General features: G+C 27.0%; 18 protein-coding genes. 11 read left to right on the top strand and 7 right to left on the bottom strand.

The features are described 5' to 3' along the window. Positions 1–57: 57 nt before the first annotated feature. Together AC4FRL_RS10800 and AC4FRL_RS10795 are read right to left on the bottom strand one after the other, a co-directional pair. On the bottom strand, positions 58–672 hold the full coding sequence (locus AC4FRL_RS10800; protein ID WP_491140233.1) for a DedA family protein: 615 nt from the start codon (positions 670–672) through the stop codon (positions 58–60). A 316-nt stretch (positions 673–988) separates the two neighbouring features. Continuing rightward, the gene (locus AC4FRL_RS10795; RefSeq protein WP_491140231.1) at positions 989–1,942 is read right to left on the bottom strand and encodes an L-lactate dehydrogenase; all 954 of its coding nucleotides are present in this window, start codon (positions 1,940–1,942) and stop codon (positions 989–991) included. 446 nt (positions 1,943–2,388) lie between these two features. Between AC4FRL_RS10795 and AC4FRL_RS10790 the strand changes: the two genes are divergently transcribed. From AC4FRL_RS10790 to AC4FRL_RS10775, 4 genes are all read left to right on the top strand, one after another. Next, complete coding sequence (locus tag AC4FRL_RS10790; RefSeq protein ID WP_491140230.1) at positions 2,389–3,561, top strand: hypothetical protein; 1,173 nt, start codon at positions 2,389–2,391, stop codon at positions 3,559–3,561. A 112-nt stretch (positions 3,562–3,673) separates the two neighbouring features. Further along, positions 3,674–4,081, top strand: coding sequence for a hypothetical protein (locus AC4FRL_RS10785; protein ID WP_491140229.1), 408 nt, complete (start codon positions 3,674–3,676; stop codon positions 4,079–4,081). 169 nt (positions 4,082–4,250) lie between these two features. Next, positions 4,251–4,991 carry a DUF975 family protein gene (locus AC4FRL_RS10780; protein WP_491140227.1) on the top strand — a complete coding sequence of 247 codons (741 nt, stop codon included), beginning with the start codon at positions 4,251–4,253 and terminating at the stop codon, positions 4,989–4,991. A 112-nt stretch (positions 4,992–5,103) separates the two neighbouring features. Then, the gene (locus AC4FRL_RS10775) at positions 5,104–5,976 is read left to right on the top strand and encodes a DUF975 family protein (RefSeq protein ID WP_491140225.1); all 873 of its coding nucleotides are present in this window, start codon (positions 5,104–5,106) and stop codon (positions 5,974–5,976) included. 57 nt (positions 5,977–6,033) lie between these two features. Here the strand turns inward: AC4FRL_RS10775 and hydF are convergent, their stop codons facing one another. Beyond that, the gene (gene hydF / locus AC4FRL_RS10770) at positions 6,034–7,356 is read right to left on the bottom strand and encodes a [FeFe] hydrogenase H-cluster maturation GTPase HydF (protein WP_491140223.1); all 1,323 of its coding nucleotides are present in this window, start codon (positions 7,354–7,356) and stop codon (positions 6,034–6,036) included. A 963-nt stretch (positions 7,357–8,319) separates the two neighbouring features. On the opposite strand from hydF, the gene AC4FRL_RS10765 reads away from it, so the two are divergent. The 5 genes from AC4FRL_RS10765 to AC4FRL_RS10745 are packed head-to-tail and all read left to right on the top strand — an operon-like array spanning position 8,320 to position 12,694. After that, positions 8,320–8,889: an HMA2 domain-containing protein gene (locus AC4FRL_RS10765; RefSeq protein ID WP_491140222.1), complete on the top strand. Its 570-nt coding sequence runs from the start codon at positions 8,320–8,322 to the stop codon at positions 8,887–8,889. 15 nt (positions 8,890–8,904) lie between these two features. After that, on the top strand, positions 8,905–9,279 hold the full coding sequence (locus AC4FRL_RS10760; protein ID WP_491140220.1) for an HMA2 domain-containing protein: 375 nt from the start codon (positions 8,905–8,907) through the stop codon (positions 9,277–9,279). Positions 9,280–9,301: 22 nt separating this feature from the next. Then, entirely contained in the window at positions 9,302–11,512 is a 2,211-nt protein-coding gene (locus AC4FRL_RS10755) for a heavy metal translocating P-type ATPase (RefSeq protein ID WP_491140219.1), read from the top strand. A 2-nt stretch (positions 11,513–11,514) separates the two neighbouring features. Beyond that, positions 11,515–12,375: a hypothetical protein gene (locus AC4FRL_RS10750; protein WP_491140218.1), complete on the top strand. Its 861-nt coding sequence runs from the start codon at positions 11,515–11,517 to the stop codon at positions 12,373–12,375. A 43-nt stretch (positions 12,376–12,418) separates the two neighbouring features. Beyond that, on the top strand, positions 12,419–12,694 hold the full coding sequence (locus AC4FRL_RS10745; RefSeq protein ID WP_491140216.1) for a hypothetical protein: 276 nt from the start codon (positions 12,419–12,421) through the stop codon (positions 12,692–12,694). Positions 12,695–12,899: 205 nt separating this feature from the next. On the opposite strand, the gene hydG is transcribed toward AC4FRL_RS10745, so the two are convergent. Further along, positions 12,900–14,321, bottom strand: a complete 1,422-nt coding sequence (gene hydG / locus AC4FRL_RS10740) for a [FeFe] hydrogenase H-cluster radical SAM maturase HydG (RefSeq protein ID WP_491140215.1) — start codon at positions 14,319–14,321, stop codon at positions 12,900–12,902. Between the two features lie 95 nt (positions 14,322–14,416). Then, positions 14,417–14,668 carry a TM1266 family iron-only hydrogenase system putative regulator gene (locus tag AC4FRL_RS10735; protein WP_491140213.1) on the bottom strand — a complete coding sequence of 84 codons (252 nt, stop codon included), beginning with the start codon at positions 14,666–14,668 and terminating at the stop codon, positions 14,417–14,419. 282 nt (positions 14,669–14,950) lie between these two features. On the opposite strand from AC4FRL_RS10735, the gene AC4FRL_RS10730 reads away from it, so the two are divergent. Both AC4FRL_RS10730 and AC4FRL_RS10725 read left to right on the top strand, forming a co-directional pair. Then, the gene (locus AC4FRL_RS10730) at positions 14,951–15,184 is read left to right on the top strand and encodes a DUF1659 domain-containing protein (RefSeq protein ID WP_491140212.1); all 234 of its coding nucleotides are present in this window, start codon (positions 14,951–14,953) and stop codon (positions 15,182–15,184) included. Positions 15,185–15,420: 236 nt separating this feature from the next. Beyond that, positions 15,421–15,645, top strand: a complete 225-nt coding sequence (locus tag AC4FRL_RS10725) for a DUF2922 domain-containing protein (protein ID WP_491140254.1) — start codon at positions 15,421–15,423, stop codon at positions 15,643–15,645. A 32-nt stretch (positions 15,646–15,677) separates the two neighbouring features. Here the strand turns inward: AC4FRL_RS10725 and AC4FRL_RS10720 are convergent, their stop codons facing one another. Together AC4FRL_RS10720 and AC4FRL_RS10715 are read right to left on the bottom strand one after the other, a co-directional pair. Beyond that, on the bottom strand, positions 15,678–16,766 hold the full coding sequence (locus AC4FRL_RS10720) for a YARHG domain-containing protein (protein WP_491140210.1): 1,089 nt from the start codon (positions 16,764–16,766) through the stop codon (positions 15,678–15,680). A gap of 11 nt (positions 16,767–16,777) precedes the next feature. Further along, positions 16,778–18,043 carry a TcaA NTF2-like domain-containing protein gene (locus AC4FRL_RS10715; protein WP_491140209.1) on the bottom strand — a complete coding sequence of 422 codons (1,266 nt, stop codon included), beginning with the start codon at positions 18,041–18,043 and terminating at the stop codon, positions 16,778–16,780. Positions 18,044–18,431 lie beyond the last annotated feature (388 nt).

The raw sequence follows: 18,431 nt of genomic DNA, 5'->3' as shown, positions 1-18,431 counted from the left end.
AAATAGAGGGACTGTATGTATATTAAATAATTACATACAGTCTTTTTATTTTTTTATTTAGTTTATTCTCTCTTTTTTTCTTTTTTCATAATGTTTAAATGCTAAATATATTAAAAGCGCTATTACTAAAACCACAACTATTATTATTGAGTATTTTTTAAACATAGCATCTATGGCTTGATAGTTTTTAGCGTAAATTGTTCCAAGTTTAATAAGGGTAAAATCCCATATAGTCATTCCTAAGGCAGAGAAAAATAAGAATCTATCTAATTTCATTCCTATAATACCAGCTACTATTGAGGTAAAGGTTCTAGCTAAAGGAACTGTTCTAGAAATGAATACTCCAATATATCTGTATTTAAAAAGTAATTTTTCTGCTTTTCCTAGGGATTCATCTAATTTGGCATGTTTTTTTCTTAATTTTTCAAGAAGATTTTTAAGTATGTACTTTCCTAATAAAAACATTATTAAAGAACCTAGTGTCCCTCCAAGAACACATACAAGTGTTAAAAAGTATATATTTTGGTTGTTACTTTTAGCTATAGCTCCAACAAAGGGGAGTATAACTTCACTTGGAATGGGAAGAGCTAGATATTCTAAGGTGCTTGTACAAAATATACTTATGGCACCATATTTTTGAATAAACATTTTGATTAAAAGTATGTAATTCATAAACAATCTCCATTCTATAAAATTCTTATATAAATTATATCAACAAAATTAAAATGTCAATAATTTAGTATAAAATTAAAATGTAAATAATTTATGTTTATTTTAATAAAATATACAAAAAAAGAACCTAAGGAAAAAATTTTTTTAATAAATTTCTCCTTTAGGTTCCTATGTTATTAAAAGGGTATGTATAAATTAAGGAATATAAATTGATTAGCATTGAAGCTAATTAATATTCAAATTTCTTTGAATATTAATTAATTTCAATGATTTTAAAATATACTAAGTAGCACTTAAGACTACTTAGTATATTTTTTTAAGCTAATTCTGAATTAGCTATATGACCTTTTAAAATTTCGGCTGATTTTATAAGGTTTTCTTTTTCTTCTTTTGATATAGGGACATCTAGAATTTGTCTAGCTCCACATCTATCGATTATTGTAGGCATTGCTAAATAAACATTATCAATTCCATACTGACCTTCAAATAGAGAAGAAACAGTTAAAATAGCATTCTCGTCACGAAGAATGGCTTCTACTATCCTTGTAACAGAAAGGGCCACGGCATAGTTAGTATATCCTTTACTGTTTATTATTTCGTAGGCAGCATTTTTAACTTTTTCTGGGAGGTCTTTTTTGAAGGAGCCATCACAGTTATCACAAACTGTTTTGCAGTATTCTTCTACATTAGCTCCTGCAATGTTTGTTAAACTCCAAGCTGTTATTTCTGAATCTCCATGCTCACCAATTATATATGTGTGAACATTTCTAGCATCTATTTTAAAGTGTTCTGAAAGCATATATTTTAGTCTTGAAGTATCTAAAACAGTTCCAGAACCTAAGACACGCTCCTTTGGAAATCCAGAAAGCTTGTAAGTTATGTAAGTTAAAATATCAACTGGATTTGAAACTACTAAAAGTATAGAATTTGGACTATATTTAACTACTTCAGGTACTATACTTTTAAATATTTTTAGGTTTTTGTTTATAATATCTAATCTTGTTTCGCCAGGTTTTGGTCCAACTCCAGCTGTTATTATTACTATGTCAGAGTCTTTTGTATCTTCATAGTCCCCAGCTTTTATATCAACAGATTTAACAAAGGCAGCACCTTGTGCTAAGTCCATAGCCTCAGCGTGAGCCTTATCTTTATTTATATCAACAATTACTATTTCTGATGCTAATCCATCTTGCATTAAGGCAAAAGCTGTTGTAGAACCTACAAAACCTGCACCTATTATTGAGATTTTATTTGTTTTTTCTCTTATCATATAATTTATCATCTCCTAAACTAATTCCTAGTTAACCACTCTGAATTACAAAGATATTATATAATAGATAATTATTATTATCAAGTAGTTTTTATATTATTTTTTAGAGTTATTAACTATAAAGGATTATTTTTCTTAAAATATACATAGTTAGCTTTTCAAATTAAATACTTATTTATTCAAGGGGGAAGGTTGAATTTTGTTATAGGTATTATGTTATATAGAAAATATATGTGAAATGAAATTTTATTAAAAATACTTAAGAAAAAGTTATAAAATTAAATAATTTTCTTAAAAAAACATCTTTTTTCTAAATTTTATATATAACTTTTTAATTATTATATAATTAATATAATAATATGCAATTATAAAGTGATATCTTGGGAAAAATAGTATATAATTGAATAGATAAAGGTAATTATAAATTTTAAAAGGAGTGAGCATCTTTGATAAATTTTAAAAAGAGAAAGATTGATGAAGATGCTGAAAAAAAGTGTGAGGTAAAATTTTATAGGTATTTAGTACTGATTTTAATCATTCTCTTTTCTTGTATATTTACTTTTAGCAATTTGATAAACCCTGAAGAAACTAGAGATTTAATATGGGAGTTAGTTAGAAGGGATTATAATGATTTTTTTAGATATGAAATAGAAAATAATGAAAGTTCTATTGATGAGATTTATGAGTTGTATTCTAAAAATAAAGATATAGAAGTTGAAACTCTTATGGCACTAAATACAATGTATTTTGGAAAATATGAAAACAGGTATTTAGAGGCATATATTAGACCGTACATAGATAGATTTGATTTAAAGCAGGATGAAAGAATTAAGCTTTATAAAAAGGTAAATACAGAAATTAAAAATATTGAAAGAAAATATACTTGTATATTAAGTTTTAAGAGATTTTTACCCTATATAGTATCTCTTATATTTTTAATAGTTCTTATGTATATATCTTCAATTATACATAAATTTGATAATAACAATAAGCGGATTATTACTCTTTTACTCTTTTTTATAGGAGGGCTTATTTGTATATTTTCAATTTTAAATTTAAAAGAAGGTATATGGATAAACATAGCTATTTTACTAGGGCTTATAGAATTTACTATTGAAAATAAGATTAATATAGTAAAGTATATGGGGGGAGCTTTAGCCTTAATTATTTTATCCTTAAGTATTTTTAGAATTCAATATGATAGAAATAACATTGCATCCTATGATGCAGATAACTTATTTTTATCAAGTAACCTTGAGAAGGTTGAGTTAGTTGAAGAGGAACAGGACATCCAAAGAGGCGGACAAGCATTATATTCTGAGATAAAAAAAGAAAAACTTATTTTAATAGGTAGCACCACAGAGGAATTAAAGAACTTAGTGGAGAATGAAAGTAAGGTTGTGTTTATAAGTAAAGAAGATAACATGCCTATTTTTTATTTATGTTTATATAACGGATTACCTGTATATAGATTAGTATTTGTTAAGGATGGATATATTGAAAGGGTATATGAAGGAGTTTTAAATCCCTATATGAAAAGCACACTTAGAAGTTTAGAAAAGTTTGATGATTCTGAGGAAATTACTCCCTTAAGTAAGTCTTTAAAAGATGAAAAATAGCTTTTAATTTTATGTAAATTAAGCTTAAAAAAAACATAAGGATATATTAAATAGAATATGAATATACTAAGAGAATTTTTTATCTTAGTATATTTTTTTTGGAGTGATTTAGGTGGAGTATAAAAAAGGGCAGTTTGATGAAAAGGTTTTAAATGACTTTATTACTAAAGAACAATGGGTTAGTATTTTAAAAGATGGTAATTTGGTTGGGTTAAAGGACATGAAGATACTACTTGATTTATATTCTAATTATGGAAAACCTATTAAGAGAGCTTTAATAGGAGAGGGACTAGAGTTTAGTGATGTTGATATGCGAATTCAAAATATGTGTAAAAGAATTGCTAAGGAATTAGATTATACTTTTTGTGAAAATGATATTGGTAGCTTTCAGTATAAATTTAGATATTGGTTTATTATGTTAGATGGAATGAATACAAAGGATGAAAAGGGAGAACCTTGTTTTGTTTGGAATTTAAAAAAGGAAGTTAAGGAGGCTATAGATAGTTTACTTTTTAATTAAAGAAAGTTTTATCCTTATAACTATAGATAATTAGAGATTTAAATCTTTGTTTTTTTTTGTAAAGGTTTTAAATCTCTTTTTTATTATATAAATATTTTAATTATTTGACATAATTTGTATTGGAATGTACTATTTTATTAAGTTTATAACTTAAGAAGGGAGAATACAAATGACTAGAAAAGAGATAAAAGCTTTATCAAAGTCTAAGTTAAAGGGAAGATGGTTAAATATTGTATTATTAACTTTAATAATTGCAATAATTGAATTAGTAGCAAGTGAAATAGTTCAAGAAACAGATGGAATGCTTTCAAGTATTTTAAGTATAGCTAATAGCTTTTTATTAATGCCTTGCCTTACAGCTTCAGGAATAATTTATACAATTAAGTTTGTTAAGGAAAAAGAAAAGGTTGCTTTAAAGGAAGCTATACCAAGTGTTAGGACTTGGGGCAGATTTATACTTAATATGCTAGTCCTTATTATATTTGGTATACCTATATTACTTGTTGCTTTTTTAGGAAATATATTCTTATTTATGTCAATAACTTCTTTGCATACTTCAATGCTTACAGGGGCTATAACAATAAATCCTATGATAATAATTTGGGGTATTGCAATTTTAATAATTTTAGTGGTTTTATTTTTAACTATGATAATGGGTATATTATTATTCCCTATGCCATATATAATGGCAGAGGAACCTCTTGGTGTTTTTGATGCTATTAGAAAAAGCTTTAGTATAATGAAAGGTCATAAAATAGAACTTTTTGTTTTAGGACTAAGCTTTATAGGATGGGGATTATTATCTTTATTAACTTTAGGAATTGGATTTTTATGGCTTCTTCCATATATTCAAGTTACTCTAAGAGTTTATTATCTTTCAATTACTGAAAGAGAAGATGAGTTAAAATAAGAGGATTTAGACTGTATCTTTAAGGTACAGTCTTTTTATTAGATTTACAAAATTGACATATATTTTGAGTAATGTTAATCTTTTATTAAAAATATAAGGATGTGAATAATAGATGACGAGAAAAGAGATAAAATCCTTAGCCTTAGATAAGTTAAGGAATAGATGGACAAACTTTATATTATTAGTATTAATAGTTTGGATTGTTCAAGCTTTAGCAAGTTTTTTAATATCATTGGTAGAGAATATAGAAATGAGCTCTATTTTAGGACTATGTAATACCTTTCTTTTAACACCCTTTTTAGAATCTTTAAGTATAATTTATGTAATTAAATTTATAGATAGGGATGAAAAAATCTCCTTAAAGGAATCTTTACCTTCCTTTAAAGTTTGGAGAAACTTTATAAAGAAAATGTTAGCCTTAATATTATTTGAATTACCAGGTTCACTTATTTCAGTAATTGCAATAATTATTATATTTATTAATTTATTTTCAAATCATATTTATGAATACTTATTTATTGGATATATTAACTACGATAGTATGATGAGTGAAACTTTAGGAATGTTTATTATAGTAATGTTATTCTTATGTGTTTATAATATTATAATTTCATTATACTTTTTCCCAGTTAAATACATAATAGCAGAGGAAACAGAACTTGGAATATGGGAAGCTGTAGGTAAAGCTTTTAAAATGATGAAGGGACATAAATGGGAGTTATTCCTTTTAAATCTTAGCTTAATTGGATGGGCTATATTAGGTTTTATACCTGTAGTTTTAGGAATTATAATTGTTTTTGTTTTTAATTTAAGTATGTATATACTACCTATTTTCTTTATACCTTTATTATGGCTTATAGTTTATGTTTATACTATATATAGAGTTTACTATCTTTCAATTTCAGAAAGAGCTTTAGAAATTGGTAGAGACCAATTAAATAGAGAGATAGAAGTTCAAGAAGAGGACTTTGATATTAAAGAGTAATTTAAAAGCCTAAGAAATAAATTATATTATTTCTTAGGCTTTTTATAATTTTAATTTTTATTTTAAAGGTTCCATAACTCTGTCTAAGATGCTATTTATTTCAGCTATTGAAGTTCCGAAGTTTGTTATTGGAACTAAGGAATCATCACAGATGCTTATTCTATTCATTATTTCAGCTTTATTAAACATACAGCCACCACAATGTATTACAAGGGAATATTCACTAAGATTTTTTGGAAAGTCCTTACCTGAACAGTTATCAACTATTATTCCATTGCAGGTTTCTTCAAGCCAAGTAGGAAGCTTTTCTCTTGCTATATCTCCCTTTAGTTGATGGTGAGTACAAGCTTCGGCAATTAAAACTTTATCTCCAGCTTTAAGGTTCTTTATTGCTTTTGCTCCCTTATAAAATTTATCTAAATCTCCCTTATATCTAGCCATTAATATTGAAAAAGAGGTTAAAGGCACATCTCTAGATATTTTTGAATTAACTTGTTTAAAAACTTGAGAATCTGTAATTACTAAATCTGGTTTTCCATTAAAAACCTTTAGTGCATCCTCTAGTTTATCAAGAGTAACCATAGTTGGTATTCCACCATAATCTAATATATCTCTTAAAACCTGTACTTGAGGAAGAATAAGTCTACCCTTAGGTGCTTGTATATCCTGTGGAGCTACTAAAAGTACTTTATCTCCAGGTTTAATTTTATCTCCAATTATAGGAGTTTCAGTTATTGATTCAGGAGAAACTGATACAAGTAAGTTTTTTAATTCTTGTATGTTTAAGTTTTCTTTAGCACTTATACATACATAAGGTATGTTTAAAATAGTTCCTATTTTTTCTAAAAGTTTATTTAAGTTATCATCAGAAAAATAATTTTTATTTATATTATTTTCTTTATTTAATTCTTTTAAATCAGTATTTGATTTAGGTAGATTATTTTTAGCTAAATCACTTTTATTAATTACTAATATAACTTTCTTTTTAGCTTTTTTTAATTTATTAAGCCATAGTATTTCCTTAGAAATAGCATCTTTAATATCTAAATTATTATTTAATATGTTTAGTATTTCTTTTAAAGAAATAGTTAAAAGGGCTACATCAGTTTTTCCTATAACCTCTTCAGTTTTTTCAACTCTAAGCTTACCTATGTCTCCTTCATCATCAAAACCAGCAGTATCAACAAAAACTACTGGTCCTAAGGGTAAAAGTTCCATAGCTTTATAAACTGGGTCTGTAGTTGTCCCTTTAAAATCTGATACTAGGGATATGTTTTGTCCAGTTAGGGCATTTATTATGCTTGATTTTCCTGAGTTTGTTTTTCCAAAAAGAGAAATATGAATTCTACTTCCTCTAGGTGTTTCGTTTAAATTGCTCATAAGTTCTTCTATTATTGCAAGATGTTAATAATAGAATTGCACCTCCTTACATTTATTATTATGTGAAAATATTTTCAGTTGTGAATAAACCTGTGGATAACTTTTTTGATGAATTTTAGCCTTCAAATTCTAATTAAATGATGAAAATAATTAAGTAAAAAAGTAAAAAAATTACAGGTTAAAAAGGCTATATTAAGCCATTTGTAGCAACTTTTAGCTTTTAGTTAAATCTCTTTTTTCATTAATAATTTTTATTAAAAAATAGCAGTAAAAAATATATTATTTTCATTTAATAATATAGTTATCCACATGGGGATGTGGATAACTTTTAAGTTATTCACAATATATAGTTGTGTCAAATTTATATACATACTAAATATTGATATGGTAAAAAATTAAAGTTTAATTTTTTGTAAAAAAAAGGTGTAAAAAATATTAATATTCTCTTTTGAGAATAAAAAAATATTATATTTATAATGTATAAAATAATATTTTGAATAAAAAGAAAGAAATATAAACTTAATATAAGATATTTTTATTAATAAATTTAGCTTTATTAAATTTTCTATATATAATTAAGTTTATTTTATCTTTTATCTTATTAAATCCTATTCAAGAATAATTATATATTTTAAGAGAAAATATTAGAAGAAAAATTTTAATTAATAAAATTTATAAACTTAATTAGTTAAATCCTTGTTTATTTAAGGAATTAATTAATTAAAAGGAATACATTAAATTAATTCTCATATGTATTTTAGGGAAAACCCCTCCTATTTATATAATTTGGTATAAAGGAGAGGGGATAATATGATATAATTAATGGAATATTAGTTTATTTTATGTATTTTAATACATTTATAGAAAAATAAACTTTATAGTAATTTTTTTTAGTTATTTTCATTAAAATATTATATAAAATAAATATTTTATTATATAAATTTATGAAACTTAGGAGGACTGATGAATAACAGGTACGTAAGATTTTTGCTATTTACTTTAGCAGGTAAATTAATAAGCGAAATTATGGTTAAAGAAAAGAAAAAGAGCAAAAACTCATTGAATTTACCAAGTTTTATAGGGGTTATAGAAGTTAAACATAGCATAGAAGGAAGAATAAGACTTTATATACCTCTTTTAAAGAAGGATAAGTCTAGTAGTGAGATTTTACTTAATCAGCTAGGAAGAGTTGAGAGTATAAAACATATTGAAATAAATAATATTACAGGAAGCTTAACTATAATATATGACAAGGATAAGATAGAACCATCTTTATTAATTGGTGTTATAGCTAAGTTACTTCAGTTAGAGGGAGAACTTTTAAGAAAAAAAGAGTCCCTTGTAACTCGTGAACTAGGAAATATGAAGGAAGCAGTAAACTTAGCTATTTATAATAAGACAAAAGGTCTTTTAGATATGAAGGCTATATACATAATTGCTGTTTTATTCTTTGCTTTAAGAGGAATAAAATTAATGCCAAAAGCATTGCCAAATGGATATACTATGCTTAAATGGGCTTATTCAGATTTATAGGGAGGAACCTAAATAATGTTTAAAAAATTTATTATATCTCAACTAGCTAAAATAAAGGTATCTCATAGCATACCAGGAAGAATTAGATTTAAGGTTAATTCTTTAAAGATGATTCCAGAGGAGTATGTAGTTTATGAAAAGTTTCTTCATCAAGCACTTAAAAAGTTAGATGGTATAGAAACTATAGAGGTTAATACTGTAACAGGAAGTATATTAGTTACCTACGATATAAATAAAGTTTATGAAAAGAGAATTTTAAAGTGGGTAGATAAGATTAAGGAAATTGGAATAAAGAACTATGACTTAATTGAAAAGTATGGTGAAAGTAACTTAGACTATGTTGTTAAAACAATAGAGCAACAATTAGATGAAGCAATAAAAGAAATCTAATATAAAGGGAGTAGTGAATAGTATGAGAAAAAAGGATTTACTACTAAAGAGTACTGTAAAACATAGCATTTTAGGAAGAATTAGACTTAAGTGTGAAGGATTAAAGTATTTAGGTCAATATAAGAGGGAAATTGAAGATAAAATTGCTAATAGTAGAGCTATAAATTACTTAGAAATAAATACTACTACAGGTTCAATTTTAATAAATTATGATAAGAACACAAGTGAAGATAAAATAATACATAGAGTAGATAGCATCTTAGAAGAATACTCCTTAAAGGTCTTTACTTCTTTAAGGGAAAGACAAAAGATAAGTGTAGAAAGTAGTGAAAAGGATGAGGAAACTTCACTTGATATATTAAAAAGATTAGCTATAAATGTTGGTGTTTTAGGATATTCAGTAGTAAAAGAAAAGCTTAATTTAAAAGATTTATATAATGTGGACAAGTTTGGAGTTTTAGGTAAGTTTTTAACTATACCTGCTTTAGCTAGTATATATTTAAATAAGGGATTAATAAATAATGGAATTAAGGGTGCAATAAAGAATAAAAGACCTAATGCAGATACCTTAACTTTGACTTCTATAGTTGCAAGTTTGCTTTTAGGAAATGATAAATCAGCTCTTATGGTTACATTATTATCAGATGTAGCAGAACTTATGACTATATATACTATGGAGAAAACTAGAGATTCTATAAAGAATATGCTTTCTGTATCAGAGGAAGAGGTATGGAAAATAGATAATGAAGGAAACTTAAAGAAGGTTTCAATAGATACAATTGTAAAAGATGATAAGGTTGTTATTTATACAGGAGAAAAAATCTGTGTAGATGGTGAGGTTATAGAGGGAGATGCAGTTGTTGACCAAGCTTCTGTAACTGGAGAGTTTGTGCCAGTTATTAAGAAGAAAGGAGATAGTGTCTTTGCAGGTACTGTTATTAAAAGTGGTAGCATAACTGTTAGAACTGAAAAAGCAGGAGATGATACTGTTGTTTCTAGAATTATTCACCTAGTTGAAGATGCAGCATCTAAAAAAGCTCCTATACAAGATTATGCAGATAAGTTCTCAAGTTATTTAGTACCTTTTAACTTCTTATTTGCAGGGCTTACTTACTTATTTACAAAGAGTGCAAGTAGGGCTTTAAATATGATGATTATTGATTATTCTTGTGGAATAAAATTATCTACAGCTACTGCCTTCTCTGCTTCTATAAATAACGCTGTTAGAAATGGAGTTTTAGTTAAGGGTGGAAACTATTTAGAGGCTTTATCAAATTCAGATACATTAATTTTAGATAAAACAGGAACTTTAACAGAAGGAAAACCAGCTGTTACAGGTATAAGCATTATTGATGAAAAGTTTAAGGAAGAGGATGTTTTAAAGGTAGCTGGTGCAGCTGAAGAAACTTCTTCTCATCCTATGTCAACTGCAATAATGGCTAAGGTTATTGAAAAGGGAATTGAGGTTCCTAAGCATGGACCTGTTATAACTCATATTGCAAGAGGTATGGAAACTGATTTAGAGGGAAAGAAAGTCTTAGTTGGAAGTAAGGTTTTCTTAGAGGAGAATGATGTTGATACCTTAAAGGCTGAAATTTATGAGGAAGAACTAAGTAATAGCAGTTCAAATCTTATATATGTATCTTATGACGGAAACTTAATTGCAATAATATCAATTAAGGATAAGATGAGAGAAAATATGAGAAAATCAATAAATAATTTAAGATATCAAGGAGTAGATAATATCTTACTTTTAACTGGTGATTTAGAGGACCAAGCTAAAGAGGTTGCAATGCTTATGGGTGTTGATGGATATAAAGCTGAACTTTTACCTTCAGATAAGGCAGAGGAAGTTTTAAAATATCAAGCAAATGGCTCAAGAGTAATGATGGTTGGTGATGGAATAAATGATGCACCTGCCTTAGCTTATGCTGATGTTGGTATAGCTTTAGGTGGAGGAAGTACAGATGTTGCTATGGAAGCTGCTGATATAACAATACAAGGTGATAATCCAATGATGTTACCAACTATAATGGAACTTTCTAAGAAGACTATGAATGTTGTTAAACAAAACTTTGGTTTAGTTATAGGAATTAATAGTGCTGGTCTTATATTAAGTGCAGCTGGAGTTTTACCAGTATTTTTTGGAGCAGTTTTACACAACTCTAGTACAATATTAGTTGTGGCAAACTCTTTAAGACTTATGTTCTTTAATATGGAGAGAGGTGTTTAAATATGAATAACCCTACTATAGTGGTTGCACATAAAATTTTAGGGAGAGTTAGATTTAAACTTTCTCATCCAATTAAAAACAGCTTAAATACTATGGAGGAGTTAACTAAAAAAGAAGGAATAACTGAAGCTAGATATACAGATATAACAAAGTCTATTGTTGTTTCTTATAATCCTTATAAAATTCCAGAGGAGGAAGTTATAATGAGGGTTATAGCAATGTATTCAAAAAATTATGATTTAATACCTATTAGGCTTATTTATAATTCAAAGAAGAAGAATATGCCTCCTATGGCGTATTACTCACTTCTTACTTTGATAATAGGAGGAATTAGTAGATACATTCCTATGAATCCTAAAATCTCAGAGATTATTAACTGGGCTGTTGTGGGAACTACAATAGGTGCTATTGGAGAACATGCTTATAAGGAAATTAACGAGAAGGGATATTTTGACCCAGAGGTTGTTTCTGTTATGTATTTAGTAAATTCTATAGGAAAAGGAAAGTTTTTAATTCCCTCTGCAATTACATGGGGTGCTACTTTTGGTAGACACATATTAGAGATGTCTTATGGAAGAATGCTTATTTCAGTTAAGGAATTTAAGAATAAATATTCTAATGAAACTTATTATGATATTTCAGTAATGCCAGATAATGAATCATCTAAAAGTGCCAATATGATTAGAGTATTTTTAGAGAAATTTATAGAAACAGAAGGAAATACTATAGGAAAATCCTTTATGATTTCTAACAAGGGAATGTCAAAGCATGAAGGAAGTTTATTTGCAGGTTTTGAAAATGGACCTTCTTTTATGGGGATGAATGACAAAAGTAGAGAAATGTATAGAAATGCTATAAATTAAATTTAAATAAATTATAGAAAAACAAATCAAGGAGGAGTTTTGTATGATACAAGGGATAAATAAGGACCATATAACAGGAGCATTAGTTGGAGTTGGTATATGTGCAGCAGGATACTACATATATAAGAAAAACCAAGCTAAAGTTGATGATTTTTTAAGAAAGCAAGGAATAAATGTTTCTAATGATTTAGGAAAAGATTACGCTTCAATGTCTTTAGAAGAGTTAATGGAAACTAAGGAAAACTTAGAAGATTTAATTGCAGAAAGAGAATTAGCAATAACAAGTGCAGCTAATGAGGAAGCTATAATAGTTGAATAGTATTTATAAAAATAGGTGGCTTAAAAAGTTGCCTATTTTTTTATAAAAAAAAGCCAGCTTCGCTGGCTAATAATAAATATAAGTTTTTGTTACCGTTTCTTTAAATTAAGATTTTTACTAAAAGAAAGAACATAAATTATAAAGTGGAGTTAATTTATGTCTTTCTAAAAATACATGAATAAAATAATTTAAAATAAATAAAATTTTAGAATCTTAAATCTCTAGTTCCGTTACTTATTTTATTTATTTTCTCTTCAACTGATTTTTTAAATGCCTCATTATCTATTTCTTCTATAGATTTTTTGATTAATTTATCTCCAATTTCTCTTGTTCTGTCTGTTCCATAATCGTCAATAAATTCTTTTAAAGTTATTAAAGCATTAGCTTCACATATTTTATAAAGCTCTCCGCTTTTAACTATATCCATAAATCTTTCGCCAGTTCTTCCTTCTCTATAACAAGCTGTACAGTAACTTGGAATATATCCAGCTTCCATAAGACTTTCAATCATTTCAACTGGTGATCTATGGTCTCCCACCTCAAATTGTGGCTTCTCTTCAGGGTCACTGTAAGTTTCTGAATATCCGCCAACACCTGTGCATGAACCCGTACTTACTTGAGATACTCCAAGAGCTATTATTTCGTCTCTTAAAGCTGGTTCTTCTCTTGTTGAAAGAATAAGTCCTGCGTAAGGAACTGCTAATCTTAATATAGCAACAATCTTTTTAAAGTCCTCATCATCAACTAAATAAGGATAGTTTTCTAAGCTAACATTTTCAGCAGGTCTTAATCTTGGAACAGATAAAGTATGTGGACCAACTCCTGTTGTTTCTTCTAAGTCCATAGCATGCATAAGCATTGCTAAAGTTTCATACTTATAGTCATAAAGACCATATAAAACTCCCATTCCTATATCATCTATACCAGCTTCTCTTGCTCTATGCATAGCAGTTGTGTGGTAGTTATAGTTATGCTTTGGACCACTTACATGTAATCTTTCGTAAGTTGGCTTGTGGTAAGTTTCTTGGAATAGGATATATGTTCCAATTTCAGCGTCTTTAAGTCTCTTATAGTTTTCAACTGTTGTAGCTGCTATATTTACATTTATTCTTCTTATAGAACCATTGTCAAATTTAATTGAGTATATAGTTTTTATGCAGTCTAAAATGTAATCAAGTGGAGCATTTACTGGGTCTTCTCCAGCTTCAAGAGCTATTCTTTTATGTCCTAAACTTTCAAGAACTTTAACTTCTTCAATAAGTTGTTCCTTGTTAAGTTTTTTTCTTTTTAATTCCTCATTACAATGCTTATAACCACAGTAAGTACAATTGTTTACGCAGTAGTTACTTATGTATAATGGTGCAAAAACAACAAGTCTTTTACCATATAGTTTTTCTTTAACTTCTCTAGCTGCTTTAAACATCTCTTCAATAAGTTCTTTATCTTCAAGATTAAGAAGAATAGCAGTTTCTTCAGGAGTTAAACCCTCTGCATTTTTACTTTTTTCAATGATTTCTTTAACTAACTCTTTATCAGAAACAAGCTCCTCACCTTTTTTTATAAGGCTATTAATTTCATCATCTTTAATAAAATCTAAAGCATTATACTTTTCGTTATCTTTTAACATAAAAAATCTCCTTTAAAATTACTTTATATGTTAAAAAATAATATGAAATACTAAAATATACTTCTGGGAACTAAAGGATTAAGAATTTAAAGTTTTTAAAAACTTCTTTTAGATATGGCAGCTTTAACAGATACTCCCTTTAATTTGCCTATTTTTCCTGTTATCGCTGAGATTTCGTCGGTGGTTCCATCTACTACAATGGATATAACTCTAATGTTTTTTTCCTTGTAGGGTAGTCCCATTCTTCCGACAATTAATTTATCGTATTCACTTAAGATAGAGTTTACTTCTTTTATATTATCAAGGCTTTCAATAACAATGCCAATTACGGCAATTCTAGTGCTCATCTTGTCATCAAACCTTTCTAAATTGGAAATTTTATTACCTTTTTGTTCAGAGAAAATTGTCCTTACAATTAGGAATTAAGTATATTCATATTATATTTTAACTGTTTCTCGGTTGAAAGAAATGGTTAAAATCTCGCAACAAAGAAAACATATTATAATTATACTACAAAATTTTAAAAAATATAGATTAAATTTCTAAGAGGAAAAAGTGAATTTTTCTAAGGATTTTATAACTGATTAGAAGGAAAAGAAGTATTTATATATTGAAGGGAGTTGATAAGTATGGCAAATGCAATCTTAACTAAGAAAAGCTTAATTTTAAAGTATCAAAATGGGGAGAGTGATTTAGGTGCTCCTAAGTTTTCTACACAAAGTTTTTCTAATATAAAGGTTGATGCAGAGGATGAAAGACTTTACGAAGTGGGACAAGCTTTGGGGGCTCTTTTAACATCAAGAGTTATTTCTGTTTTAAAGGAAGATAACTTTAATTTTGTGGAGGATGACCTAGTAATCTAATTTTATTAGAGAGAAGGTGAACTGCTGATTTTTTAGGCTTTAAAAAAATAAAAAGCTTTTTAAATCTTACATTAGTAGTTTTAAAAATCATAGAAAAAGCACTTCTTTTTTTTAAGAGGTTTTTAGAGTACATTGAAAAAGTTTTTTTATATGTTTAAAGGACTTTTAAGATGACTTTTAGGAAAAGAACAAAAGATGCAACATAATAAATTTTTTTTGGAGGTTTTAAGGTGGATATGGAGAAGGAGAAATATCTTGTTATGTCTTTTAAGAATGAAGGGGGAAGTACAAGTAAATTAACCCTTAAGCATATTAAGGAGGAAGTTAGCGAAGAAGAAGTAGAGGCTTTAATGGATGCTATAATAAGTGCTAATATTTTTATATCTAAGGGTGGAGATTTAGTATCTAAAGTTAAAGGGGAAGTTGTTGAGAAGAATACAGAAAGCTTTGATATGCTTTAATATAAAAAAAGGTGGAATTTATTCCACCTTTTTTATCTAGAAGCTTCAATTTCATTTATTAATTTTACATTTTCTACTTCATAATTATTTAGCTCGCTATCATTTCCTGTAAAGTAAGGGTCTGGTTTATACCATGATTTTGATTCAAAATATTTTTTAAACTTAGGCTCTTTAAAAACATATCCATGACGGGCATATATTTCATTTTTTATTAAGTCAAGAGTAGTATTGTTATAACTACATATATTATATTTTGCTAGGTATGCACTATCACTATCTGGCATTATAAAATCATAGGGATAGTCATATATATTTCCTGAAAACTCTGAAGGGCTTTCATTTTTGTAACTAAATATATTGGAAGAATTATTCTTTTTATTAGATGAAATATTTTTTTCTTCCTTTAGTTTCTTTTCTAAAGCATCATACTGTAAAAAGTCCTTTTTAGTGTAGCCATATTTTACAGCTAAGTTTAAGTTAGAATCACAACTTTTATAGTCTTTATTTTCAAAATCTAAGGAGGCTTTATTTACATATATCTTTGCCATTAACTTATTTTTTTCCGGTGCTTTTAAGTTTGATAGTATTTTAGCATTATCAACAAAGTCAGTATCTGCTTTTAAGGTTTCATAAATAGAATTTAGTAAGTCCTCATTTTTTGAGTAGGATAGAGCCTTATTATAATTTTCTAATTTTTCAATTACTGATGAAGATTTTAAGGCTGAGTTATAGTAATATCTATAAAGCACAGGATTTTTTAAAAAGTATATTGAACTTACTAGGAGTAAAAGAATTATAAATAAGAAAAATATTTTTATAATTCTTTTTATAACACCCTTATTTCTTGGCTTTTCATATTCCTCAAAGGAGGAAGGTTCTTTATTTAAATTCTTCACCTTTTCTTTTTTAAAGTTATTAAAAGAGGTGTCTATAATAGGATTATTGCTAATAGAATTTTTAGGTAAGACATCTTTTTTTGTTCCTAAGAGATTTTTATCCTTATCTAAATTTTCCTCTTCTTTATTTTCTTCTTTATTAAAAGGAACTAATTCACATCCACATTTATTACAAAATTTCATTGAGTTACTTAATTTGTTACCACAATTATTGCAGATTTTCATTTAATCACCTCTTACTCTTTTAAGTCAACAAGAACTAGAGAGCCATTTGGAAGTCTTTTAAAGGTATAAACATTTTTAAATTCTTGACGTTTTGCAATATTTACTCCCTGTGCTACAGAGTAAATTTCATTACAAGTAACTTCTCCAAGGTCAGTATCATTGTTAAAGGTATAGTTTAATATTTCTGTGCTTTCAAATTTTTCTTTTATATCTTGGTTGTGTATATAAGGTACAACTCTTTTTTGTTTTTTATAAAGGGGACCATCAAATTCAAGATATCTTTCTATATAATTAAAGTTATCTGCATTTACTGCATAGGCAAAGTCCTCTGAATAATTTTTTAGTAAGTAATAAAGCTCTTTTTGGAAATTAGCTTCTGTAGCCTTTGCTGAGGCAAAGTTTATATCTATATTTTTAGAGTTTTCTATATCATATTTGTTACTTATTATGTTTTTATCTCCATCCTTTGCAATGGCATAAATTATACTATTTGGGTCAATTGGATCAAGATTTTTGGCTTCTTTAACAGTTAGTCCTGTATCTTTATTGTTTACATATAATTCAGCATTTGGCATATCACTACTAATATTAACCTTAACAAAGTCTTTAAAAGGAGTTATTTCTTGATTTGAATCCTTAAAGGTGTTTACAGGAATATCTTCAGACTTGTTTATATATGAATTTGATACTTCTGCATGAATGTTATAACTTCCTGGCATTAAAGGTCCTAGTTCTTTTTTTTCTGATATGTCTACAAGGTTATTATCTAAGCAAGAAACCTTTAAATCCTTTAGGTCTGTATTTACTTTTACAAAGCTTTGCTTTACAACTACTTTATAAACAGGGATTAGGAAGAAATCCTTTCTAACTTCTTCTATAGAAAGAGGAGAGTTTGTATTTTTATATTCTCCATTTTTAAAAGCTTCATTTATTGAAGAAAATTTAGAGGGGTTTTTGGTAAGGTAATCTATTAAAATATTAGAATTACTTTTGTTTATTGGTAAAGAACTATCATAACAGTAAAGTATTTTGCTAAGTTCTTCAGGTTTTGAAGATGAAATAGAATTTGAAAATGCAAGGGCTATTTCACTTTCTGATTTAGATGTTACTTTTAAATATAAAAATGTACCAGAAAAACCTAATGCTATTAAAATTAATAAGCTTATTAGGATTTTATGTTTTTTATTATTTTTTTTCATGCTTTTTTTTAGGCTTTTTGAGCAAGTTGGACACACTCCATTTATTAACCTAGAACCACATTTATTACAAAATTTCATTTTAAATCCTCCTTTAAAAATTAACAATTCAAAATATAATTTAACATTTTTTTAAACAATTTACAAATTTATTAACAAATATTTCTTAGTTTCAATGGGGGCTTATGGAGTGAATTTATATTTTATATACAATAATATAGCATCTATTATTTATAAGGCCTTGGACAGTGTAATGTATTTTTAATATTTAAGTTTAGGAGATACCTTTTTTAGGTATCTCCTTTTAATTTTATATTTAATTATTTTTTTGTATGATTTATTATGGTAGTTTTTTATAAAAGGGAATATTTGTGGTATTAATTTTAAGAGTTAAGTAAAAAACTAATTTTGTTATACAATTAAAGAGTATTTATTTTAAAGTTTTTATGATATTTTCTTTAGGTTTTAG

The organism is Clostridium sp. TJA032 (genome assembly GCF_058310275.1).
The sequence above is the reverse complement of the archived record's forward strand: the minus strand, read 5'-3'. Positions and strand labels throughout refer to the sequence as shown.